Origin of the sequence: Pseudoalteromonas rhizosphaerae, from assembly GCF_028885455.1 — a bacterium.
In the GTDB taxonomy this organism is placed as follows: Bacteria; Pseudomonadota; Gammaproteobacteria; order Enterobacterales; family Alteromonadaceae; genus Pseudoalteromonas; species Pseudoalteromonas rhizosphaerae.
The window spans coordinates 4,057,066-4,078,986 of record NZ_CP118496.1 but is presented as its reverse complement, the minus strand read 5'-3'; the positions used below and the strand labels follow the sequence as shown (position 1 = coordinate 4,078,986).

24 protein-coding genes are annotated in these 21,921 nt (G+C 40.3%); 10 read left to right on the top strand and 14 right to left on the bottom strand.

Annotated elements, in window-relative coordinates; all coding sequences use genetic code 11:
• The first annotated feature begins 51 nt into the window (after positions 1-51).
• Together PVK79_RS17570 and PVK79_RS17565 are read left to right on the top strand one after the other, a co-directional pair.
• A complete protein-coding gene (locus PVK79_RS17570) occupies positions 52-489 on the top strand; it encodes a type II toxin-antitoxin system RatA family toxin (protein ID WP_145239267.1) in 438 nt (145 codons plus the stop codon).
• Positions 489-818, top strand: coding sequence for an RnfH family protein (locus tag PVK79_RS17565; RefSeq protein ID WP_145239596.1), 330 nt, complete (start codon positions 489-491; stop codon positions 816-818). Before PVK79_RS17570 ends, PVK79_RS17565 begins: the two co-directional genes overlap by 1 nt.
• Positions 819-878: 60 nt before the next feature.
• Here PVK79_RS17565 and PVK79_RS17560 read toward each other — a convergent pair whose 3' ends face one another.
• The gene (locus PVK79_RS17560) at positions 879-1,238 is read right to left on the bottom strand and encodes an outer membrane protein assembly factor BamE (protein ID WP_145239264.1); all 360 of its coding nucleotides are present in this window, start codon (positions 1,236-1,238) and stop codon (positions 879-881) included.
• Positions 1,239-1,357: 119 nt separating this feature from the next.
• Between PVK79_RS17560 and PVK79_RS17555 the strand changes: the two genes are divergently transcribed.
• The gene (locus PVK79_RS17555; protein ID WP_145239261.1) at positions 1,358-1,675 is read left to right on the top strand and encodes a GIY-YIG nuclease family protein; all 318 of its coding nucleotides are present in this window, start codon (positions 1,358-1,360) and stop codon (positions 1,673-1,675) included.
• Between the two features lie 37 nt (positions 1,676-1,712).
• Here PVK79_RS17555 and PVK79_RS17550 read toward each other — a convergent pair whose 3' ends face one another.
• The 4 genes from PVK79_RS17550 to ilvC all read right to left on the bottom strand — a co-directional run bounded on the left by PVK79_RS17550 (position 1,713) and on the right by ilvC (position 7,474).
• Positions 1,713-2,603, bottom strand: a complete 891-nt coding sequence (locus tag PVK79_RS17550) for a M28 family peptidase (RefSeq protein ID WP_259398193.1) — start codon at positions 2,601-2,603, stop codon at positions 1,713-1,715.
• Between the two features lie 16 nt (positions 2,604-2,619).
• Positions 2,620-3,813, bottom strand: coding sequence for a tetratricopeptide repeat protein (locus PVK79_RS17545; RefSeq protein WP_182759896.1), 1,194 nt, complete (start codon positions 3,811-3,813; stop codon positions 2,620-2,622).
• Positions 3,814-3,894: 81 nt separating this feature from the next.
• Positions 3,895-5,808 carry a methyl-accepting chemotaxis protein gene (locus PVK79_RS17540; protein ID WP_257326265.1) on the bottom strand — a complete coding sequence of 638 codons (1,914 nt, stop codon included), beginning with the start codon at positions 5,806-5,808 and terminating at the stop codon, positions 3,895-3,897.
• A gap of 193 nt (positions 5,809-6,001) precedes the next feature.
• Positions 6,002-7,474 carry a ketol-acid reductoisomerase gene (ilvC, locus tag PVK79_RS17535; protein WP_182731024.1) on the bottom strand — a complete coding sequence of 491 codons (1,473 nt, stop codon included), beginning with the start codon at positions 7,472-7,474 and terminating at the stop codon, positions 6,002-6,004.
• 164 nt (positions 7,475-7,638) lie between these two features.
• On the opposite strand from ilvC, the gene ilvY reads away from it, so the two are divergent.
• The 5 genes from ilvY to PVK79_RS17510 all read left to right on the top strand — a co-directional run bounded on the left by ilvY (position 7,639) and on the right by PVK79_RS17510 (position 11,903).
• Positions 7,639-8,553 carry an HTH-type transcriptional activator IlvY gene (ilvY, locus tag PVK79_RS17530; RefSeq protein ID WP_145239251.1) on the top strand — a complete coding sequence of 305 codons (915 nt, stop codon included), beginning with the start codon at positions 7,639-7,641 and terminating at the stop codon, positions 8,551-8,553.
• Positions 8,554-8,705: 152 nt separating this feature from the next.
• Positions 8,706-9,566: a MipA/OmpV family protein gene (locus PVK79_RS17525; protein WP_182731025.1), complete on the top strand. Its 861-nt coding sequence runs from the start codon at positions 8,706-8,708 to the stop codon at positions 9,564-9,566.
• Between the two features lies 1 nt (position 9,567).
• Positions 9,568-9,954: a DUF3019 domain-containing protein gene (locus tag PVK79_RS17520; RefSeq protein ID WP_145239246.1), complete on the top strand. Its 387-nt coding sequence runs from the start codon at positions 9,568-9,570 to the stop codon at positions 9,952-9,954.
• Positions 9,955-9,968: 14 nt separating this feature from the next.
• The gene (locus PVK79_RS17515; RefSeq protein ID WP_145239242.1) at positions 9,969-10,661 is read left to right on the top strand and encodes a response regulator; all 693 of its coding nucleotides are present in this window, start codon (positions 9,969-9,971) and stop codon (positions 10,659-10,661) included.
• A 6-nt stretch (positions 10,662-10,667) separates the two neighbouring features.
• Entirely contained in the window at positions 10,668-11,903 is a 1,236-nt protein-coding gene (locus tag PVK79_RS17510) for an ATP-binding protein (protein WP_145239239.1), read from the top strand.
• Between the two features lie 171 nt (positions 11,904-12,074).
• Here PVK79_RS17510 and PVK79_RS17505 read toward each other — a convergent pair whose 3' ends face one another.
• The 3 genes from PVK79_RS17505 to PVK79_RS17495 form a co-directional block, all read right to left on the bottom strand.
• Positions 12,075-12,293 (bottom strand): DUF3820 family protein, encoded by a 219-nt coding sequence (locus tag PVK79_RS17505; protein WP_145239236.1) that lies wholly within the window; start codon positions 12,291-12,293, stop codon positions 12,075-12,077.
• A 116-nt stretch (positions 12,294-12,409) separates the two neighbouring features.
• Entirely contained in the window at positions 12,410-12,691 is a 282-nt protein-coding gene (locus PVK79_RS17500) for a hypothetical protein (RefSeq protein ID WP_182778293.1), read from the bottom strand.
• A gap of 287 nt (positions 12,692-12,978) precedes the next feature.
• On the bottom strand, positions 12,979-14,550 hold the full coding sequence (locus PVK79_RS17495) for a cation:proton antiporter family protein (protein ID WP_145239230.1): 1,572 nt from the start codon (positions 14,548-14,550) through the stop codon (positions 12,979-12,981).
• A gap of 265 nt (positions 14,551-14,815) precedes the next feature.
• Here PVK79_RS17495 and PVK79_RS17490 point away from each other — a divergent pair, with 265 nt between their 5' ends.
• The gene (locus tag PVK79_RS17490) at positions 14,816-15,559 is read left to right on the top strand and encodes a sporulation protein (protein WP_145239228.1); all 744 of its coding nucleotides are present in this window, start codon (positions 14,816-14,818) and stop codon (positions 15,557-15,559) included.
• A 79-nt stretch (positions 15,560-15,638) separates the two neighbouring features.
• On the top strand, positions 15,639-16,091 hold the full coding sequence (locus PVK79_RS17485; protein WP_145239226.1) for a GNAT family N-acetyltransferase: 453 nt from the start codon (positions 15,639-15,641) through the stop codon (positions 16,089-16,091).
• A gap of 16 nt (positions 16,092-16,107) precedes the next feature.
• Here PVK79_RS17485 and PVK79_RS17480 read toward each other — a convergent pair whose 3' ends face one another.
• From PVK79_RS17480 to PVK79_RS17455, 6 genes are all read right to left on the bottom strand, one after another.
• Positions 16,108-17,460 (bottom strand): sodium-dependent transporter, encoded by a 1,353-nt coding sequence (locus tag PVK79_RS17480; RefSeq protein WP_257326264.1) that lies wholly within the window; start codon positions 17,458-17,460, stop codon positions 16,108-16,110.
• Between the two features lie 216 nt (positions 17,461-17,676).
• On the bottom strand, positions 17,677-18,972 hold the full coding sequence (locus PVK79_RS17475; RefSeq protein ID WP_257326263.1) for an ATP-binding protein: 1,296 nt from the start codon (positions 18,970-18,972) through the stop codon (positions 17,677-17,679).
• 28 nt (positions 18,973-19,000) lie between these two features.
• Complete coding sequence (locus tag PVK79_RS17470) at positions 19,001-19,705, bottom strand: response regulator (RefSeq protein ID WP_257326262.1); 705 nt, start codon at positions 19,703-19,705, stop codon at positions 19,001-19,003.
• Between the two features lie 13 nt (positions 19,706-19,718).
• Positions 19,719-20,111: a DUF3019 domain-containing protein gene (locus PVK79_RS17465; protein ID WP_257326261.1), complete on the bottom strand. Its 393-nt coding sequence runs from the start codon at positions 20,109-20,111 to the stop codon at positions 19,719-19,721.
• On the bottom strand, positions 20,101-20,958 hold the full coding sequence (locus PVK79_RS17460) for a MipA/OmpV family protein (RefSeq protein ID WP_257326260.1): 858 nt from the start codon (positions 20,956-20,958) through the stop codon (positions 20,101-20,103). The genes PVK79_RS17465 and PVK79_RS17460 overlap by 11 nt, the downstream gene beginning before the upstream one ends.
• A gap of 104 nt (positions 20,959-21,062) precedes the next feature.
• Positions 21,063-21,866 (bottom strand): hypothetical protein, encoded by an 804-nt coding sequence (locus PVK79_RS17455; RefSeq protein ID WP_182778330.1) that lies wholly within the window; start codon positions 21,864-21,866, stop codon positions 21,063-21,065.
• Positions 21,867-21,921: the final 55 nt, after the last annotated feature.

The following is a 21,921-nucleotide window of genomic DNA, read 5'->3' as shown; positions in this document are numbered from 1 at the left end:
GGGGAAAAACGCAAAGCTTGCTAAAATTCGCCCACACAGTTGGGAGTGAGTATGCCACAAATAGAAAAAAGTGCGCTAGTAATGTATAGCAGCAAAGAAATGTTTGATTTAGTCAATGATGTGGATGCTTATCCTGAATTTTTACCCCATTGCTCGGATGCAAAAATTATTGCACAGCAAGGTAATACCATGACGGCAAGTTTGGAAATTTCCAAAGCGGGTATAAAAAAATGGTTTACTACTGAAAACACCTTTTTAGATGACAATACAGTAACATTGCGCTTAGTTGATGGGCCATTTAAAGCCTTGCAAGGGCGTTGGCATTTTCAAGTGTTGGATGACAATGCATGTAAAGTTCAGCTACAGCTTGAGTTTGAATTTGCGAGTAAATTAATTGAACTTGCGTTTGGGCGCGTATTTAACGATGTTGCAAAAAACATGGTGAATGCATTTACTCAACGCGCTAAACAGGTATATGGACTGCGATGATGATAAAAGTTGAAGTTGTGTATGCATTACCTACCACGGCAACGTGTTTGCTTGTTGAAGTACCAGTTGGTACAACGGCAGAAAATGCCGTGATGCAATCAGGTATCCTCGCTAAGTGCCCTGAAATTGATGGCTTAGCATTAACCTTAGGAATATGGAACCGTACCTGCAAGCTTACGCAAGTGCTTGAGGATGGCGATAGAATTGAAATTTACCGTCCTTTAATTGCTGATCCTAAAGACGCACGACGAAAACGTGCAGAAAAAGCTAAAGACGAAGGTCGTGCTAATAAAATTACAGGTGGGCGACCGCTTGATAAAGCTAAATAATAGCTCAAACAAAAAAGGTTAGCTGTTGCTAACCTTTTCGTAATTTACTGAACTGGAGCGTTATTGCTCAAGCGGTGTATTAAACTCTGCGGGTTGTTCATAGTCACCACTGAGCGATACCAATTTTTCATTTTCAAAATTAATAGTCAGTGATTTACGTTGTTCGTTATCACGGCCAAGATTAAAAGAATATAAGTAATGCCACGTGTTTTTATCGAAAGCGTCTTCTGCAACAGGTTTACCTAATACATAAAGAACTTGCTCACGGGTCATATTGATACGAAGCTTGTCAACATCGGTTTGTTCTAAAAAGTTACCTTGTGGGATGTTGATACGATAAACCCAGCTAGAACAACCGGCGGTTGCACTTAAGGTCAGAGCAACGATAAACCAAAGAGAAAAAGTTTTTAACGACTGCATTGTTTGTTTGGATCCTTATTTTTTATAAACTGCATGATACCGATTAGTCACCTAAGGTAAAACCCTTTTGAGTAATTGTTTGTGACTTAATTTTTACTATCGATGTTTGGAGCGTAATTTTGACCTCAGAGTCCGCTAAAAGTTTAACTACTACTGAAAATACTATGACAACTAAGATCTCCACGTGGTCACTTTATATTGTACAAACACGTTTAGGGCATTGGTACACTGGGATCAGCACGGATGTGGCAAAACGATTTGCAGCACATCAAGCGGGCAAAGGGGCTAAAAACTTAAAGGGGAAGGGGCCACTGACTTTAATATATCAATGTGAAGTCGGTTCTCGCAGTGAAGCCACCAAGCTTGAGATAAAAATTAAACGCTTAAGTAAGGCACAAAAGCGAGCGTTTGTTAGCTCTGGGATTTTGCTAACCTGAATTCAGTTTAAAATATATTTACTATCTACAATTTAGCTCAAAGAGTGTTTATATCGTTTATATCAAGTTGGCTAATAAATGCGGCAATATAATTAACTGCATCAATATAAAGCGCTTGGTCAATATTACTTAGTAGGTCGGAACTCTTATGATGGTGGGGATCATGACCCATACCAAAGTAAATATAAGCAATTCCGGCTTTAGCAAACGCATAATGGTCGCTTGCTCGGCGCCAATCAATACTATCTCCGAGGGTCATTCTGTTCATTGTGGTTGATGAACTAGCTACTTTTATCTTTAAATTATGCTCAGGCACCTGCTGTAGTTGTGCTTGTAAAGCACTGCGTTGTGCATGTGAGACAAAGGCATATAAGATTTTTTTTGGCGGTTTTACTGCTAACATATCCAAATTAATATTTAGCACGGTTACGCTGTCGTCGATTTGCAATTGACTAACAAAATATTCAGCTCCATGTAAACCATTTTCCTCTGCGTCAGTAGCAACAAAACTAAGTTGGAAAGGCAGATTTGTGTGTGCGAAGCGTTGCGCTAGGAATAACAAGGCACTGACGCCACTGGCATTATCGTTTGCGCCTGCATATAAAGTGTTACCACGCATACCTAAGTGATCATAATGAGCGGTAATTACCAAATGAGTCTTGACTAAGTGCGGTGGTTTTAAAGTCGCAACGACATTTTGCCCCGTTGCTTTTGAAGACCAGCCATGGCTGTAACTAAACGGCTGTAATTGCGTATTGTAACCGAGCGTTTGCAGTCGCGTACTAATGTATTGGGCACTGATACGCGCGCCATCTGTATTGGTTTTTCTACCGCTTAGAGCCGTAGAGCTTAGATGCTTCAGATCATCGATCAGCTGTTGCTGCGCGCTGCTATTACTTTGGCAAAATGTTGAAAAGCTGAGGCTCAATAGCAAAATAAAATAGTTAATGATTAATTACTCGCGCGGTCATGTCACTTAGTGCCTGTAATTTATTTTGATAACGTTGCTTATCATGGTCAAAATCGGCATGTTTATTAGCCAAACGTAATTGGAGATACGCTTGCTTAAAATCACCTAACTGATAATAAGTGCGGGCAAGACCAAAGTAGCTATCATGAATATCATCATCAATTCTTTTTGCTTTATTGAAATGCTTGATGGCATCTTGATAGTTTTGTCCAAGGTATGCGTTATTTCCTAATGACACATGATAATACGGATTACTTTGGCGCTTCAAATCAAGTTTATATAAAATCTTGTCTGCCAGCTCAGGACGGTCGGTGAGTTGATACAGTAAAGCTAAGTTACCCAGTGCTGTATTGTTGTCGTTATTAAGCAGCAAAGCATAATTATAGGCTAATTCGGCGTTATCATACTGAGAATCAAGGCGAAGTAATACGGCTAAGTTACCCCATGCAGCAGAGTAATATTTATCTGCTTTTGTTGCCGCTAAAAAGTAGCTATAGGCTAAATCATAATTTTGATTGAGCATTGCCGCTGCCCCTTTATTGTTATAAAACATCGCGGTAATTCGTTGTTTGCTGATGGGGGTCGTCTGAAATTTCTCACCTCGCGAGTTCGGATCAAAATCAATCACTAATGAGGTTTTTGCGTCATACACATAAGTCACATTAGTGTGGTTATTACGACGCTGTGTGACGATCAAATTAATATGCCCAGTCAATAAGTTATAGCCTTTATTTAGCGCCCAATACTCAGGAATATGAACCGTTTGAAATTGCCCCTGCATGCCTAAATATTCCGCAATACTATAGGCCAAAATCGATAATGATAAACAGTTAGCATTTAGATCTCGGTAGGCTTGATTGGCGGTTAGGGTAGCCCCTGCTTGATATAGTAAGGATGCATCGCCATTTTCTAACAAAAAGTTTAGTAATTTTCGAGTTGTGTTTAAATTGTGTTTAGTACTTGGGAAGGCTGCATCGAGTTGTTGTGTTATTGTATCGCTTAAGGTAAAAATCTGTTCACTACTTTCCACCGGGTAAAGCGTGAAAGATTGGTTTTCAGTGACTGGTGGAGGGATGAGTATTGTTTGATTACTCACACTGGTACAGGCAGAGATACTAAAAAGCAGCACAATGACTGCTAACTTACAAAACCGCGTTAGTATTGTCATAATCATACCCCAACTAATTACTGACTTATTAAGTTTAGTCTGTTTTTTAGTCGAGGTAGATGTTAAATGTTACAAACTGTGTCAGCGCTTTTCAAAGGTGGCGACTAAACTTGCTAAGGTTTGTGCGCTGGTTGCAAGTCCTTTGATCGCCTGCTCGGTATCAATTTGTTCTCGCATTGCCATATCGCTGATCTCACTAATTTGTTCAATATTACGGCCGACGTCAGCAACCACACTACTTTGCTCTTCAGTAGCTGTTGCAATCAAGGTTGCCATATCATTAATTTCATTAGCGGTATTGGTAATGGCATCAAGCAACTGCACAGAGCTTTGCATTGTTGCTACGCTGTACTGAGCTTTATCTTTGGACTGGGCAATATGTTCAACCACATTGGTAGCTGTTTTCGCGAGCTCTTCAATCATTGATTGAATTTCAGTCGTTGATTGTGACGTACGGTTGGCTAAGGCTCGTACTTCATCCGCAACTACGGCAAAGCCGCGGCCATGTTCACCAGCACGTGCTGATTCAATTGCTGCATTTAGTGCTAGTAAATTGGTTTGCTCTGAAATACCACGAATAGAGTCAACAATACTGGCAATAGTCTGGGTTTTATTAGCAAGCTCAGTCACTTGTCCCGCAATTGTGTCAATATCACTGGCTAATGCGGTAATACTCTGTTGGCTTTGCACTACTTGCTGGTGGCTCTGTAATGTATTCGCTTTACTATCTTCGGTCAGTTTTGCGGCAGTTGCGGCGCTGTGGGCAATTTCTTGCACTGTCGCGCCCATTTCGTTGATTGCTGCTGCAACAGAGATAGTCTGCTCTTTTTGGTTGTCCATTGCCTGTGAGTTACGCTTGGCTTGAGTAAATACCTGATCTGAGCTTTGACGAATTTCTAAACTTTCGTGGGAGACTTGCGCAATAGCGGTTTCAATTTTATCAATGAATTGGTTAAAACCATTCGTTAATGCTAGTAGCTCAGGCTGGTCACTGTGAGGTAAACGGTAAGCTAGATTGGCATCACCAGACCCTAAACGAGTAAATAACTCTGCCATTTTTGATAGCGGTGAAGCTAACGAACGAGCCAGTAAAAAACTAACGATACATGCCAACAGCGCAATTGCGATAGCAAAACTTAAAATTTGCCATTGTAAAGTGTTGATCCCGGCAAACACTTCTGCTTTTGGTACTTGTGCAACCACATAGAGTTGAGTGTTTTTAATTGGACTCGCCGCAAGGAAAAAAGTGTCGCCATTGAGTTCGACTTCTTGCAAGTTAAATTCATTGCTTGTTAATAATTGACCACTTACTTGATGACCATACAAGCTATCTAGATTTGTTTTTTCTACTTTATTAACGTCTTGATGGAGTTTAATTACGCCTTTATCGTCAGTAATAAATACAAAGCCAGTCTGCTCGATAGTAAATTTATTCAGTAGTGCCTGCATATCATCAATACTTTTTGCCAGTCCGGTTAAGCCGATGCCATTGATCTGTTGATGATTAACAAACATTTTTGTGTCGCCATTAGGCTCTTGATATAAGCTAATAGAGTAAGCTTGGTTGGCGTTTTTAAAATCAAAAAACCAGCCATCTTGCTGCCGATCTAATACTCTTAAAAAGCCATCTTGATTCCAGTACTGCGCGGTATCGCGATTTGCCCATGATGCGGTTGCTAAGCCGTATTGTTTTACCAGACGATTTAATTCTTTGATTAAAACGTCATCATTGTTATCACTACTATTTGCCCACGCGAGTATAAAATGATTACTTGATACTTGTTCGGCCGCACTGAGTAATTCATTGATCTCTAAGCTTATATAGTTATTTATTGCGTGTAGTTTACTGGGCAACTCAGATTGTATCATCCGTTGTTCGATAATGGTTTTGGCGGATAACAGCGCCGTAATGCCAATTAAGCTGGCGACTGACAAGGCAATAGCGATCCCTAAAATAGTGATCTTACGTGTGATACTAAGACTTTTATATGGCATTGTGGGTACTGACTTTACAAATTATGAGGGTATTTTAGCATGTTTTTTTCATACAGTTCATCATCTAATAGAGTAAGTACTCAGTTTATAATTTACGCTAAGGCGTCTTTAGGCAAATTAATAAAATGAAAAAGCCCACTGCGTTTAGCATGTGGGCTTGGTTTCTAACAAGCGAAATTGTTACTTTCCAGGGTTAAACAATTTTCTTCATTGCTGACATGTAGCCACGCAATTTGGTACCAATGATTTCAACAGGGTGCTCACGCAACGACTTGTTGATTGCAATTAGTGTTTGGTTATCAACATGATTACAGCGCTCGCCTAAGCCTCTACCAATCACATCAGTATCGATGTTTTGCATAAAGTCTTGTAACAGTGGCAAACATGCGTGATTGTATAAGTAACAACCATACTCTGCTGTATCAGAGATTGTGCGGTTCATTTCGAATAATTTTTTACGTGCAATGGTATTGGCAATTAATGGCGTTTCATGTAGCGATTCATAATATGCTGACTCAGCTATAATACCCGCTGCAGTCATGGTCTCAAACGCTAATTCTACACCGGCTTTCACCATTGCAACCATCAAGATACCGTTATCAAAAAACTCTTGTTCGGTGATTTCAACATCACCGGCAGGGGTTTTTTCAAAATTTGTTTCAGCTGTTTCTGCACGCCATTTCAAAAGGTTTGCATCATCATTCGCCCAATCTTCCATCATTACACGAGAGAACGTACCATCGATGATGTCGTCTTGGTGTTTATTGTAAAGCGGGCGCATGATTACTTTTAATTCTTCACTTAATTCAAACGCTTTTACTTTCGCTGGGTTTGATAAACGGTCAAGCATATTTGTAACGCCGCCGTATTTAAGTGCTTCAGTAACAACTTCCCAACCGTATTGAATTAGTTTTGATGCGTAACCGGCGTCTATACCTTTTTCGATCATCTTATCAAAACATAAAATTGAGCCTGTCTGTAACATGCCGCAAAGAATTGTTTGCTCACCCATTAGGTCTGATTTTACTTCAGCAATAAATGAAGACTTTAATACCCCAGCGCGATGACCGCCAGTACCCGCTGCATAAGCTTTAGCCTGGGCTAGACCATGTCCCTGAGGATCATTTTCTGGGTGAACAGCAATAAGAGTTGGTACACCAAAACCGCGTTTATACTCTTCACGAACCTCAGAGCCTGGGCACTTAGGTGCAACCATGATTACAGTGATATCATCACGTACTTGCATACCTTCTTCAACAATGTTGAAGCCATGAGAATAAGCAAGCGTAGAGCCTTGTTTCATCATCGGCATGATTGCGTTTACAACCGCAGTATGCTGTTTATCAGGTGTTAGGTTTAACACAACATCAGCAGTAGGGATCAATTCTTCGTAAGTACCTACAGTAAAACCATTTTCTGACGCATTAAGAAATGATTGACGACGTTCGCTGATTGCAGAATCACGCAATGTGTAGGCAACATCTAAACCTGAATCTCGTAAGTTCAGTCCTTGGTTTAAACCTTGCGCACCACACCCAACAATAACAAGTTTTTTGCCTTTAAGTGCTTCAACACCATCGGCAAATTCAGCCGGATCCATAAATTCACATTGTGCTAGTTGTGCTAACTGCTCGCGTAAGGGAAGAGTATTAAAATAATTCGCCATTGTTAGTATCCTATAAATTTCGTATTTGTTAGATGCAAGCGCTTGCTGCTTTGCTTAAAGTCACCATAAGGAATTTTTACCCTTGCGTAAAATGATATATTTGCATTAAAGTATTTCAAAAAATGAAATGCTTTAATTAATAACCGCTAACTATTGGGATCACTATGGACCATAAACGATTACATTACTTTCTGGCACTTGCCAAAACCTTACATTTTGCCCGTGCCAGCGAGTTATGCCACATAAGTGCTCCCACCTTAAGTCGCAATATTAAACAGTTAGAGGATGAAGTTGGAGTCGCATTATTCAGTCGCGATAATCGCAGTGTAAAGTTAACAGCTGAAGGAGAATCGTTTATCGACTATGCAACGGCTACGTTAGCTAATTGGCAGCGTTTTCGAGCAAATGTACAAAATCCTGAGCAAACTATTTACGGTAAAGTAAGCATTTACTGTTCAGTAACTGCCTCTTATAGTTTTTTGCATCAACTATTAGAGCAACTGCGTTTGCAACATCAACATATAGAAATAAAGCTTAATACTGGCGATCCCGCAGTGGCAATAAACCGTGTGCTTGACGGACACGAAGCCATGGCAATTGCCGCAAAGCCTGATAAATTACCGACGCAAATTGCATTTGCCAGTATTGGTTATTCATCCTTGGTATTTATCGCGCCACGTATTCCGTCGTTGCTCACTGAAAAACTGGCCCAGTTTGGCGATAAGATAGATTGGTCTGAGCTTGAGTTTATAGTGCCAGAGCAAGGTTTTACTCGTCAAAGGTTAGAGCTGTGGTGGCGTAAGCACGGTATTAATGCAAAGATCTATGCGCAAGTAGCGGGGCATGAAGCTATGGTGTCAATGGTGAGTTTAGGGCTAGGCATTGCCATGGTGCCAAAAATTGTTTTAGATAATAGCCCATTAAAAGATCGCGTTCAGGTGATCAGTGATCAAAAAGAGGCCCCTGCCGGGTTTGAGATTGGTTTGGCAGTATTACGTAAAGAGTTACCAGATGCCGCGTTAAATGCATTATGGGAGATTGCTCAATCACTGAAAAACGTTAATAGCTTAGCTCCTTAGCCGAGTCTAAATACGCAGATGTAAAGTTTATTTACCTTGAATCGTTCCATATGTATCAAAAGTGTGAATGATTGTAATCGTCTAGGGATTAGTTATTAATACCTTGCTATGATAACGATATTGGGTTGTCTCTTTTGGCATAAATAACAACAATGAAGTCGATAGTTAATATTCTTACTGCGCTTTGCATCTCTGTATGGCTTACAGTACCTTGTTTTGCACAGCCATCAGAAATTGAGCCTGTGCAGGATATAACAACAGGGCAGTGGCACTTGAGCCTTAACACGGGATTAGGAGTCATAACAAATCCATTAGCTGGTGGAGGTGATTTACCATTAGTGTTGATCCCAGATATAGCTTATTACGGTGAACAGTTCTTTTTTGATAATGGTCGCTTAGGCTATAGCCTGATACAAGACTCCCCACATACCTTTAATTTAGTCACTGAGTTTAATTCGGAAACTCGTTTTTTTGTTGATTGGCATCCAAGTAACATTTTTGCATTAAGATCAGAAAGTTCATTTACGAACAGTGAAAATGAACTTCAAATCCAACAACCTAGTCTAGATATCCGTGAGCTTAATAAACGTAAATGGGCACTCGATGCTGGCCTGAGTTACCATTATAGCTATCAGCAGCATGTATTTTCCGTGCAGGCATTAGCTGATGTATCCGGAGTGTATGACGGGTGGCGAAGTGCACTGCAGTGGCAAATGCACAAGAACATTGGTGAGTTACAGATTAAGCCGACTATTGGCATCTGGTATAAATCGGCAGCACTGAATACATATTTTTATGGCGTAACAGAAAAAGAGTCTCCAGTTCGTGCAATTGAGGTTGGCAGTAGTTGGCAGCCTTATGCTAAAATAGATGCCCGCTGGCCCTTAAATGGAGCCAACTCATTGCGTTTTCATCTGGCTTATTATGATTATTCCGCCTTAGCTGACGACAGTCCGCTGTTTGAACAAACGTATTCTCTGACTGCCTTTATAGGGTTTGATCATATTTTTTAATATGAAGTATTTACAACTTGGTGCGTGCGTCATTTTTTTGTTGGTATGGCCAAAGTTAGCTGTCGCAAAAAAAGATATATTAACAGTTACTCCAAAAGTCTGTGTGGTTTCCGAACAACAAGACTTTTGCGATGTTGATGTAAAATTTGCTTTAAATATGCCCCATAAAATGGACGTTTGTTTATACAGCGAAGATCAACAACTGCAATGTTGGCAACAGGTTACCTTAGAAGAATTCAATCATAAAGCGCGTGTTCAGGTTGAAACCATATACTCCCTAGTCAATCCTCACACGGATGAATTACTGGCGACAACACGCATTGAAGTACAGAGCACTCGCGCTAAAACAACTCGGCGCCGATTACGTTCTCCGTGGAGCTTTTTTTAATCTTGGAGCTGCAAATGGCAAAGATCTTACTTGTAGAAGATGATTTAGGGTTACAGCAATTAACCCGTGACTATCTTGAAAATAATGGCCTTGAAGTGGCGGTGCTAGACCGTGGCGATGAAGTGTTTAGTTACCTTGAAAACAATCCGGTTGATTTGATGATCCTCGATGTGATGCTGCCAGGTAAAGATGGCTTTAGTGTTTGTCGTCAAGTCAGAGATAAATTTAGCTTACCAATATTAATGTTGACCGCCAAAGGTGAAGACTTTGATCAAGTCATTGGTTTGGAACTTGGTGCCGATGATTATGTTATTAAGCCAGCTGAGCCAAGAGTATTGCTTGCCCGTATTAATGCGCTATTACGCCGTGGCCAAGCATCAGTAAAAGCGCCAGAAGAATTACAATTTGGCGATTTATGTATTGATAAAACCAGCCGTATTGTTCGCTTAAAGAATAACGAAATCACCCTCACTTCCCATGAATTTGAATTACTGTGGTTATTAGCTTCAAATTCCGGTGAAGTACTAAGTCGTGAACATGTTCATCAACACATGATTGGTCGCCAATATGATGGATTAGACCGCACCGTAGATGTACGTGTATCTCGGATCCGTAAAAAATTAGGTGATAACAGCGATAAACCATACCGTATTAAAACCGTTTGGGGACAAGGCTACTTATTTGTCTCCGATGCATGGGGTATGTAACTATTAATGGGGAAACTATTTGCAAGTTTATATGTGTATATTATAGTTTCCCTGTTTTTAGTCAGTGGGGTAATTGAACAACTTTGGCCCTATGAAGACAGTCAACAACAAATTGCGCTCGATGATGAGTTTGGTCAATCCCTATGGCTATTAGCGCAAACCCCGCAAGGGCTTACTAAAATAGCCACTCGCTTTCAAAGTGAAATAGTACAAAAACAAGACCTAATGTTGCCCGCACAACAACAACAAGAACTTAACCTACATAATTATATTTATCTATTTGATCAACAACAGCGAGCTATCTGGTATATCGTTGTTGATAATGAGCAATTATTGCAAGTGGGTCCAATTACCGTTTCTGCGCCAGTATTCTCATCCGTTTGGCCTTATCTATTATTATTGTGTGTCGTTGGGATCCCTGTTGGCTTATGGAGTTTTTTACTGTGGCGTGATTTTGCTAAGTTGCGACTGGCCTGTGAAGCCGTTGGTGGATCACAAGACTTTGAGCTGAGCGCCACCTCGAAATCATTCTTTTTACCAATTACCGACACCTTAAGTGCTATGCAGCAGCGTATTCAGCATTTATTAACCGCTCAACAAGAACTTACATCGTCGGTATCGCATGAGTTTAGAACGCCACTGGCACGTTTAAAATTTGCGTTGGCAATGCTTGAGGATAAAGTAGCTGACGAAAAAGCCTTTGAATATATCGATAACATGCAATTAGATATTGTGGAGTTAGAGTCGTTAGTTAAAGAAATGCTTGATTATGCTCGCCTTGATAGCCAACAACCTAATCTTACGGTGCAAACATGTAACTTAGTGCAGCTAGTAGAAAGTGTTGTCACTAAACTTGATTTTGCTACGCAAATAAAACTCAATATGCAATTACCAGCTTTATGCAGTTACACTTGTGACAGTCACTTTATCGCCCGCAGTATCCAAAACTTAGTAGGCAATGCGTTGAAATATGCTCGTCACGAAGTGCGAATTAGCTTAGTTGAAAATACTGGGCAGTTAATTTTATCGGTCGAAGACGATGGCCCTGGCATTGAACAATCACAATGGGATGCAGTGTTTAAACCTTTTGCCCGACTTGATAAAAGTCGCGATAAAAAGACTGGAGGCTTTGGGCTTGGTTTAGCCATTGTGGCAAAAATAGTGTCTTGGCACCAAGGCAGCTGTACGATATCGAATTCAGAATTAGGTGGCGCCAAATTTACAATCTATTTGCCTAAGTAACCAGAGTTCAGGGTAAGTAACTCCTTTTCTATTGCTATATCTGTGGCTAAATTGATACTCAAAAAAAAAGCGCCTAATAGGCGCTTTTCTGCGGTTAAAACCAAAATCAACAAGTAGCAAAAGAGTAGACTTCACTTTGCTAAGTAAGTTCCATTATTTATTACTTTTAATTTATTTATGTGTTTTTAAAAGCGGCATGAGCATCTGCTCCAAGCCATTGAGTTTAACTTCATACATCATTGCTAATTGAGCACCGAGTGTGCCGTGAGGAAATCCTTGCTGCTTAAACCAGACCAAGTATGGTTCTGGTAATAGCAGCAAAGGGCGGCCTGCGTATTTACCAAATGGCATTTTTGTATTGATCGCTGTTTTTAAAAGCTCTGGATCCATGATTAACTTAATTTGCTAGATTATGCGTGAAGTGTATTACAAAAGAGGGTGAGAAAATAGGCTGTGACGGGCAAGAAACAGCCTATTTAATGAGGGGAGTAGGCCCTCATAATTTACTAATGGATCTGATATTGATGCTTTTTGGTAAATCCAAGTTGTTTAAGTTTGTTTATAATTGACGGATCATCGATGCGGCTTGGTGTTTCGCTATCACGTAAGAAATGATTTTCCGGCACTTGATATATATCGAGCATTTTTTGAAATAGCACTGAGCGCATTGTTAACGCTGTCATTCCATTTCTTTGTATTTCATCAAGACGATTTTGAAGCTCAACCAGTTTTGGGTTATTTACATCATCCGCCACTGTCTGAAACTGTGTAGCAAACTTATTCTTCATCTAAAAACCTTATTTAATAGCAAAAGACAAAATGCCGATAAATACGTATTCAAAAACACGAGAAGGCTTTTTTTGTGCTAAAAATAGATACTTACGTATTACTCAACAAATGCAGTTTACTCTTTTTTCATGGGTAAATGCCAATCTGGATGTAAAGCTTTGTAAATGCGCTTGACTCTTATTTGGGGACTTTTGCGACGTTGTTTCAGGCGGTTATATATAAGGATATGAAAATTAAATGAAAATAGTTCTCAGTACCTTTTGTGGTGCTGAGAACTTTATTTATATTATGGAAATAATTTTTGCTTTACATGCTCAGCGAAGCCACTACCGGCCTCTAAATAGAAGTTATAAGTAGAGTCAACGCCCATATCTTCAAGTTCTTTTTGCTGATCTGGATAGTTAGCAATGGCAGTAACTTGACCTTGGTAACCCGAAGCACGCAATTGCTCCAAAGCAAAAATGTTTTGCATATGTTTTGGCATCGCGAGCATGATCATCTCTACATGGGAGTGATTTACCCGTTGCCAAAAGTCTGGATCGGTTGCATCTGCCAAGAGTGCCTTACGGCCTCGTGAAACATGCTTCTCGACCACTTCTGGCTTGATGTCTACTCCAGCTACAACGCCAGGATGGGTGATGTTAATTGTTTCATATGCACCGGTGCCAATACGACCCATACCAAAAATAACAATCTTGGTGTCATTTAAGTTCACAGGAAGTTCTTCTGCTAAGCGAGTAGGGCTTTCAAAACGTATGAGCCAAGCTTCGATTTTTACATAAATTTCGTTTGAACGTTTATTTAGTGGGGATGCAATGATAAAGGTCATTGATACTGCAATAGCCATAACAGCCAACCACTCAGATGTGATTAACCCGCTACTGGCAGCAACCATACAGACTATCAAGCCAAACTCGCTGTAGTTAGCTAAGGTAAATGCACTCAATAAGGAGGTACGAGCGCGTAACTTAAAGGCATTCGTTAGTATATAATACAGGGCAACTTTGACTGGTAGCACCAATACAATAATAAGCGCTATAAGTAATGAGTTGAGCGTCAGATCAGCACCTAAACCAATTGTTAAGAAAAACCCAACTAATAAAATTTCTTTTAAATTAAGTAGTGATTTTGCAAGCTCACTGGCTTTTTTATGAGGAGCAAAGATCATACCGATGATCAACGCGCCTAAATCACCTTTCAAGCCTGCAAATTCAAATGCATGATAGCCAACGACAAGTGCAAAGAAAAAGCCAAACAAAGGTAATAGCTCACCATGTTTAGAACGATTTAACACCCAAAACATGACTGGGCGTAATAATGGCAAGGCAACTAATAGCGCAAAAGCCCAACCGTTGGGGATTTTACCTGTGCTGATGGCTAAAAATATCACTGCAAAGATATCTTGCATAACCAAAATACCAATGGCTATTTTGCCGTGAAGGCTGGCCATTTCGCCACGTTCTTCAAGTACTTTTACAGCAAAAACTGTGCTAGAAAAGCTAAAAGCAAAACCAACAAGCAACGCACTTTGCCAACTTAGGTCTGCAAATAATGGCAACGAAAGTGCGCCTAAGAACAGCATCAAACTGCAAAAAATAGCGCTACTAATAATAATATGTAAAGAGGCAGGGGCCCAAACTTGTGGCTTAATAAGATGGCTAACTTTTAGTTTCAGACCAATACTAAATAGTAATAACGTGATCCCTAAATTAGCAATCGTATTAAGTAGCTCAGTGGTTTTAAAGCCAGATAAGTTCAGTACAAAGCCAGCAATCAAAAAACCGATTAGCGGAGGAAGTTTAAGTTGGTACACGGCAAAGCCACACACAAATGCGACAGCAAAATATAATAGTTCCATAATTCTTAATATCACTTCATTTGGTTACCTAGTGTAGCGAAATATCAGCATTTTTGAAAATCATTCGTGTATATTATGCATATAAATTGCGCGCATAGAGATATACCTGTGTATGAAAAACACTCGTTTAGTTAATTATTCTGCTAAAAACTCAAAAAATAGTTATTTTTTCACTGACAGCAGCTTTTAAATATGGTTAAGATGCAGTAACAAAGGAATTTAAGCGTGATTCAGGTTTAGGTGAATTAAGCTTAAGGAGAAATAGATGTTTAAAAAAATTCTTGCATCAGTCGGTATTGGTGCAGCAACAGTAGATACCGTGCTTGAAACTGAGCATTTACAACCTGGGCAATTATTTAATGCCCAAATAGTGATCACCGCAGGGGATGTTAGCCAAGCAATAACAGGTCTTGATTTAGCATTAATGACGCGCGTAAAAGTGGAAGGTGAAGACGGTGCTTATTTTACCAATCATATTATTGATAAGTGGCGTATAACCGATATTGGTACAATTGAACCTGGTCAACAAAAACACATTCCGTTTGAAGCGCGCTTACATTCAGAAACACCGATCACCGAAATCAACGCCGGTTATAACCAATCACATGTGTGGCTTGAAACAGGTTTAGATATTGATTTAGCACTTGATCCTACGGATAAAGATCATCTTCATATTTATCCAAATGATGCCGTAACTACTTTTATGCAAGCGATGGATAAACTGGGTTTTAGCTTGGTAAAAGCGGATGTTGAAAAGGGCTTCTTACGTGCTAGTACGTTTAACTCTGTCTCTGGTTGTTATCAAGAGCTGGAATATAAACCAAATAGCCGTAGCTTGTTCGGTATTCAAGAGATTGAACTATCGTTTGTGCCTGAAGCTCATAAAACTCATGTTTTAATTGAGCTTGACCGTGGTTTTCGTGGTGATGGCTATGTTGACCTGACGATTGAACATGATCACGTTAATCTTTCGCATTTATGTGATCAATTAGAACGTTTGCTTGCCTAGCTATTCAGAGCTCGGTTAGTTAGCTAAGCGTAATAAGTAGCCCAGTATTGACTGGGCTTTTTTTATGTTAGGAGTTTTTATGCGATTAACAACAAAACCATTTTCTCAACTGTCTGCGCAGGTACTGTTTACTATCATGCGCACGCGGGTCGATGTATTTGTAGTTGAGCAGCAATGCCCATACCCTGAATTAGACGATATCGATTGCACTGCAACAACTCAGCATCTCTATTGGCTCGAGGCTGAACAATTAGCTGCATACGCACGTTGTTATGAGAAAAATGAGCAGTACAGCGCTATTGGTCGCGTGCTGGTTGAAAAATCACAACGGGGTAAGGGGTTGGCAGTGTTATTGGTTAAAGAGGCGATCCAGTGTTGCTTTACGCATTGGCCGAACAAGGATATATACATTGGCGCGCAAACCTATTTACTCGCGTTTTATCAGTCGCTGGGTTTTCAGTGTATTGGCGAGCCTTATTTAGAAGATGGTATTGCACATCAAGATATGATTTTAAAAAACCGCTCCGTGTAAAGAGCGGTTTTTTGAGTTAGCCTAATAGCGAGCTGACAAACACTAAACCAATTGCAATTGGGCAAATGAATTTAATATACCATGGCCATATTTTCCAAAATAGGCTGGTAGCAACTTCTGGGCAGCCTTGTTGTATTTCGTTTAATAGTGAGTTGCGATACCAAATCCAGCCGACAAACAAGCAACACATTAAACCAAGAATAGGCTGACCAAATTTAGTTGTGAGCGCAATAACTAAACCAAACAGCGCATTAAAGTTCAGGACTATCGTAAAGCTCACCAATGCTATAATCGTTCCTATTAACCAAGTGGCTTTTACACGGCCAAGATCAAAGCGCTCTACCGCATACGAAACCGGTGCTTCAAGCATTGAAATAGACGATGTCAGTGCAGCTATACTCATCAATGCAAAAAAGGCAAAGCCAACGAATAAACCAATGGTGCCCATGCCATCAAAAAGAGCGGGTAATACTTGAAATACTAAAGTGTCTTCAGAAAGCAACTCTCCAGTAGCTGAGAATATTTCCACCCCTTGTGCCTGCGCAACGTACATCGCAGGGATAATTAGTAACCCAGCAACAAAAGCAATAAACACATCAATAAGGGTAACGTAGGCGCCAAGTGAGACTAAATTTTCTTTTTTACTAATGTAGGAGCCATAAATGATCATCACACTGGTGCCCAATGACAATGAAAAGAATGCTTGCCCCAGTGCACTAACAAGTAATTCAGGGTCTAAAATAGAGCTAAAATCAGGTACTAAATAGGCTTTAAGGCCTGTCATAGCACCTTCTTGCATCAGCACATAAACAATCAGTGCAAATAAAATAGTCAGCAGTGCGGGCATTAAGCGTTTCGACCACTTTTCAATGCCGTTTTCTACTCCGCGGCTAATGATTGCGACAGTAAGAATAATAAACCCAGCTGTAAATATAAGGTTTCTAGAGAGTGACTGTTCACTTAACCAAGTTGAAGAGCTCTCACTGCCCACTAAAGTCGCAATGGGCTCTAGAGTGGCACTGATCATCCAACCGGCGACAATGGCATAAAAGCTGAGGATCAGTCCGGCACATATGATACCGCCAAAACCGACCACAAACGCAAAGCGTTTTTGGAACGGGTTATTTGAAACTTTCCGCAATGAACTAACCGCATTGGCCTGACCATGGCGCCCAATCGTTAGTTCTGCCATCAGTGCTGGGTAAGCCAAACAAAATGCCAATACAAGGTAAGCAATTAAAAAGGCTGCGCCTCCATTGCTAGCTGTTTGTGTAGGGAAACCCCAAATATTACCAAGACCTACTGCAGATCCTGCTGCGGCCATAATGAATCCAAAACGGGAGCTAAACTCCCCTCTGACTGCGCTCATAATTATTTTTTCTTCTCTATATAGTGACGGCGCTGACAATCTACTGTAAATGTTAAAAAATAAAAAGCCCTTATTTTTAGCTGCAGCCGTGCAGAATTAACGCATGACTGTATTTACAAAATTTAGAATGCCAATGCTGTTAACATTGTTTGTTTAAGTTATTGTTATCTAATCATAATGAGGTGGTTTATGATGCTGTAAACTGTAACATAAAAGTTACAACTGTTCCGGGTTATGTATTTTAAGGGTAAGGCATGCCCCCGTTAGGTGTTTACTACGATTTACGCTTACACTGCCATGATGCCAATCAGCTACTTTAGCAACAATGGCAAGTCCTAGGCCATAACTTTGATCGGCCCGATTGCGATGACTCTGTTCTTGAAAAAAAGGGCTAAAAACTTTGTGCCAATTTTGCTCTTCGATACCTGGGCCATCATCCTCAACGGTGATAATAAGTGTTTGCTCTTTAATCGATGCCGTGAGAATAATTTTTTGTTTGGCAAAGTCACAGGCATTGCTAAGCAGATTAGTGATTGCGCGAGCTAACCAGTGTAAATCTGCATAAATATGAGAATTATCATGACAGATAAGCTGTAAATCAAGTTGTTGCTGTACTAACTTAGGCTCTAGTTGCTGTATTAGGGTGCTTAGGTAGCTGTTTAACTCAGTGTGTGAGTAGGTCAGTTGGTTGGCTTTTTGCTCAAGCGTGGCAAATGCTAAATAACTTTTCAACATTGATTCCATTTGGTCTAAATCAGCTTCCATACGATTTAAATAATGTTTTATTTTTTTTTCGCTATGACTATCTAGTGCCGCATCTAAGCCAAATCGTAGGCAGGCAATGGGGGTGCGTATATCATGAGATAAACTCGAGGCCATCAGTTTATTTTCATCGAGTAATTTTTCGATCTGGCTTGCCATGCGGTTAAAAGTAAGCTCAACATCTTTAATGTAAGTGAAATGGGATACCCGAATGCGAGCATGTAAGTCGCCACTGGCAAACTTTTTAGCTGCGTCATTAACCACGCCTAGTCGTTTAGCTAATGGTGCAATAATAAACCCCATAAACACACATAACCCAGCGTAAAACATTAAGGTAAGTAACATATCATTTTGTTGATCTTGTTCGTGGGATTTTTCCAAACGTAATTTAAGATGAAAAGGCGCAAGCAAATCATTACTGTAGAGTAGGTAATACCCTTCTTGATCTTCTAAAATCAGTCCGCCTTCAGCATTGATCTCTTCTAGCAGTGATGGTGGCAGCGCTAAAGATTGCGTGGCTCGATAACTTAATCCCAACGAAAACTGTTGTGCAAGTAAGGCGGTGTAGTCTGCTCTTTGCATGAAGGGTTGGCTGGCAATTTGCTGGCTGAAGCCCATTAAAAGTTTACTTTGAAAGCCAAACTCATCCTGCGAGGTATGAGTTTGCTGACTAAAAGCATCAATTAACCAACCTAATATTACGATCGAGAGCAGGGCACTGGCTAATAAGGAGAGATAAAACTTTTTCATAGCATTTGCCAGTATACCTTAGCGGCGATCACCAAGCGCTTGCGACGAGTAAATAGCCTCGCCCCCAAATTGTTTTAATTTTTTCAGGTTGCTGCGGATCATCATTAAACTTTTTGCGCAGTGCAGAAATAAGCACATCGACACTACGATCAAGGCCATCGTATTCACGACCCTTGGTTGCTTTGAATACAGCATCTCGCGACACAACTTGCCCGGCGTTACAGGCTAAATAATGCAGTAATAAGTACTCGGCGCTGGAAACTCCTTGATCAATATTATTAATAAAAACGTTGCGAGATTGTGTATCAATTTTTAAAGAGCCAACTTGAATAATGGTATCATCCGCTTGCGACTCTGAATTGTCGTTATTGGCGCGCAGTGCCGCCTTGATCCGCGCAAGCAATGCACGCGGCCTGACCGGTTTCATTATGTAATCACTGGCACCGACTTCAAGACCAATCACTTCGTCCATTTCTTCGTCTCGAGCGGTTAGCATAATAATAGGGCTTTGGTAAAATTGACGTAGTTCACGACAGACACTAATACCGTCTTGGCCGGGGAGCATAATATCGAGTAAAATTAAGTCAGGCTTGAGCTCTTTTACATGACTGACAACTTGGTCGCCACGTTCACAAATATGAGTCGTGTAGCCTTGCTCAGTTAAATACTCCGCTACCCACTGGGCTAAAGAGCCGTCATCTTCAACTAGTAATATTGTGCCGTAATTATCCATGCTTTATCTCGTTTTAAAAAAGCCGCCAGCGGCGTTTCTTTTGGCGATTTTGATACACCCATTGCAACTGTACTTGTGTTGACGCAATGATCTTACCGGTATCGCTGTTTATTAACTCAAATGAAATGCTTTCAACAGAATCAAAAGCATAATTTAACTTTCCGCTATTTTGTCTAAGCCAGCATTGCATAATATGCTTCGATGTTGCATCACGTAAACAGTAATTACCGATGCTAGTTTGTTGCCAGCTTAGCTCTATATCAGCATAGCAACTGCGTCCTTCGCGCAGTGCAACACAGGTGTCGGGCAACGCAATTAAACTACTGTCATGCGGTTCTTCAACATTGGCTAGTAATTGTTTTGCGTTTAATAACAGTAATAAAATTACTGTGGTTTTAAAATACATAGCGCACGCCTACCATGGCTTTATGCTGATAACCCTGAGCCACAATGGGACTGTTGGAAATTTCACTTGAAAACCAGGTTGACAGCCAGCCACCTAAAAATACCCAGTGTCGATTAAGTGGGTACTCGGCGTGGAATTCAAAAATCATACTCATTGCGCCGTCTGTTTTATAGACAGCACGAGTAGCGGTGGCTTCTTCTGATGTTATGCCAAAATAGTAATTGCTGAAATCTGCTGAGTAAGCGCTAATGCCAACACCGGTGCGAAACTCCCAGTTTTGCCACGGTAAAATATGGCTAAAAAAGCTATTTACGACCCAACCATTATGAGCATTAGAAATATCATGTAAGTATTCAAAGGAAATCTGTGAGTTTTCAAAGCGACGGGTAAGGCGTAAGCCGGTATCAAAGTCACTTTTTCTGGTTCGTATACCTTTAAGTTCAGGCATCACCCCACTGCTATAAAAGTCCAGTCCTGTTTCATCAAACCCAGCTTGCATATTGGTACCAAGAATATCAAGATCCCAATTATACTTATTGATGATGCTATAACCAATAATGATGCCGCCACTGAGTTGGCTGTGATCAATATCTAAATAAAAGCGTTCGTAAGAAACAGCAAGGTTAATATCAAGTTCTAGACCGTCACTGTAAGAATCCATTCCAACTAGATAAGAATCTTCAACATAATAGCCCGCACCCGCGCTCCAATCCCAAGCAAAGCCTGAGGTTGGCTCTAAGGTGTTATCAGCATAATAGCGATTACTGGCATTGCTAGAGGTGCTCCATAAACTCACACTGATCAGTAATAACAGTAGTTTCTGTAGAGTGTGTTGTTTACGTTGCATCCATGATCCAAATAAATTAAGCAGTTGTTAAGTGTATTATATTGTCAAAGAGTTCCTTTGATCTGTAAAAAATTGTAGCCAGTAGTCATTCTGTGGACATTGACTTAGTGTACTTTTATTTTATCGATCAAAATACTACTTAGATAATAGTGCATCATCGGTGTTAGAGCACTCACTTCAGTGCGATTACACGGTCCTTGAAGTTTAGTTAAGCTGGTCATTTTTGAAATGGTTTTATAGCTTGGTATACTGATCTCCTGATTGGCGCGGGCAAGACGTGCTTGATCAGTATTTTGTTGATGGATAAAAGTGGCTACTTCAAGTTCATTACTGATCACTTGTTCATCACTGAAGCTGTAAATAAGTGGTTCGCGATGGAAGCTCGCACTGTCGATTGAGGATTTTCCAAACCACACTACATCACCCGATGCACGATGGATCAGGCGCATGCTAACCTCTGCATTGATGGTTGAGCATTGTTGGATCGGATACAGTTGTGTTATTTGCGCAAATAAAGGATACGCTTTATTTGGTGGTTGTATTTGATATTCGGTATCTTCAATAAAGTTGAGCTCTAGCTGGTGTATAGCTAGGGTATAATCACTATTACCTTGATCAACGACACGTAAGTTCATAGTCGTTAATGCATCAGTTATTTGTTTAAATAGGGTATCCGTGACACTTGCTTTATCGGCAATAACTTGCACAGTTTGGTTACGAGTAATTTTATGCGCTGGTAATTGTACTGATTTTACTTTCGGTGAAGCATGTTCGGTTTCATAGGTTACTTGATAGCTTTGGCTTTTTAATTGCGGCTTGAGTGGCATTTCTAAAGGCGCAGCAGGTGGCGGCGCAGTCACACAAGCTGTTGTAATGAAAGTGAAAAAAACTATTGATAAATAACGTATAAACACTGTAAAACCCTTTGAAAGCTCGATAATCGGAATATTGTACGTTAGTCTT

Excerpts from the sequence above, each read along its gene's own strand:
- PVK79_RS17570 (WP_145239267.1), top strand. The coding sequence starts at position 52 with ATGCCACAAATAGAAAAAAGTGCGCTAGTAATGTATAGCAGCAAAGAA.
- PVK79_RS17565 (WP_145239596.1), top strand. The coding sequence starts at position 489 with ATGATAAAAGTTGAAGTTGTGTATGCATTACCTACCACGGCAACGTGT.
- PVK79_RS17560 (WP_145239264.1), bottom strand. The coding sequence starts at position 1,238 with ATGCAGTCGTTAAAAACTTTTTCTCTTTGGTTTATCGTTGCTCTGACC.
- PVK79_RS17545 (WP_182759896.1), bottom strand. The coding sequence starts at position 3,813 with ATGACAATACTAACGCGGTTTTGTAAGTTAGCAGTCATTGTGCTGCTT.
- PVK79_RS17540 (WP_257326265.1), bottom strand. The coding sequence starts at position 5,808 with ATGCCATATAAAAGTCTTAGTATCACACGTAAGATCACTATTTTAGGG.
- ilvC (WP_182731024.1), bottom strand. The coding sequence starts at position 7,474 with ATGGCGAATTATTTTAATACTCTTCCCTTACGCGAGCAGTTAGCACAA.
- ilvY (WP_145239251.1), top strand. The coding sequence starts at position 7,639 with ATGGACCATAAACGATTACATTACTTTCTGGCACTTGCCAAAACCTTA.
- PVK79_RS17525 (WP_182731025.1), top strand. The coding sequence starts at position 8,706 with ATGAAGTCGATAGTTAATATTCTTACTGCGCTTTGCATCTCTGTATGG.
- PVK79_RS17520 (WP_145239246.1), top strand. The coding sequence starts at position 9,568 with ATGAAGTATTTACAACTTGGTGCGTGCGTCATTTTTTTGTTGGTATGG.
- PVK79_RS17515 (WP_145239242.1), top strand. The coding sequence starts at position 9,969 with ATGGCAAAGATCTTACTTGTAGAAGATGATTTAGGGTTACAGCAATTA.
- PVK79_RS17510 (WP_145239239.1), top strand. The coding sequence starts at position 10,668 with ATGGGGAAACTATTTGCAAGTTTATATGTGTATATTATAGTTTCCCTG.
- PVK79_RS17505 (WP_145239236.1), bottom strand. The coding sequence starts at position 12,293 with ATGGATCCAGAGCTTTTAAAAACAGCGATCAATACAAAAATGCCATTT.
- PVK79_RS17500 (WP_182778293.1), bottom strand. The coding sequence starts at position 12,691 with ATGAAGAATAAGTTTGCTACACAGTTTCAGACAGTGGCGGATGATGTA.
- PVK79_RS17495 (WP_145239230.1), bottom strand. The coding sequence starts at position 14,550 with ATGGAACTATTATATTTTGCTGTCGCATTTGTGTGTGGCTTTGCCGTG.
- PVK79_RS17490 (WP_145239228.1), top strand. The coding sequence starts at position 14,816 with ATGTTTAAAAAAATTCTTGCATCAGTCGGTATTGGTGCAGCAACAGTA.
- PVK79_RS17485 (WP_145239226.1), top strand. The coding sequence starts at position 15,639 with ATGCGATTAACAACAAAACCATTTTCTCAACTGTCTGCGCAGGTACTG.
- PVK79_RS17480 (WP_257326264.1), bottom strand. The coding sequence starts at position 17,460 with ATGAGCGCAGTCAGAGGGGAGTTTAGCTCCCGTTTTGGATTCATTATG.
- PVK79_RS17475 (WP_257326263.1), bottom strand. The coding sequence starts at position 18,972 with ATGAAAAAGTTTTATCTCTCCTTATTAGCCAGTGCCCTGCTCTCGATC.
- PVK79_RS17470 (WP_257326262.1), bottom strand. The coding sequence starts at position 19,705 with ATGGATAATTACGGCACAATATTACTAGTTGAAGATGACGGCTCTTTA.
- PVK79_RS17465 (WP_257326261.1), bottom strand. The coding sequence starts at position 20,111 with ATGTATTTTAAAACCACAGTAATTTTATTACTGTTATTAAACGCAAAA.
- PVK79_RS17460 (WP_257326260.1), bottom strand. The coding sequence starts at position 20,958 with ATGCAACGTAAACAACACACTCTACAGAAACTACTGTTATTACTGATC.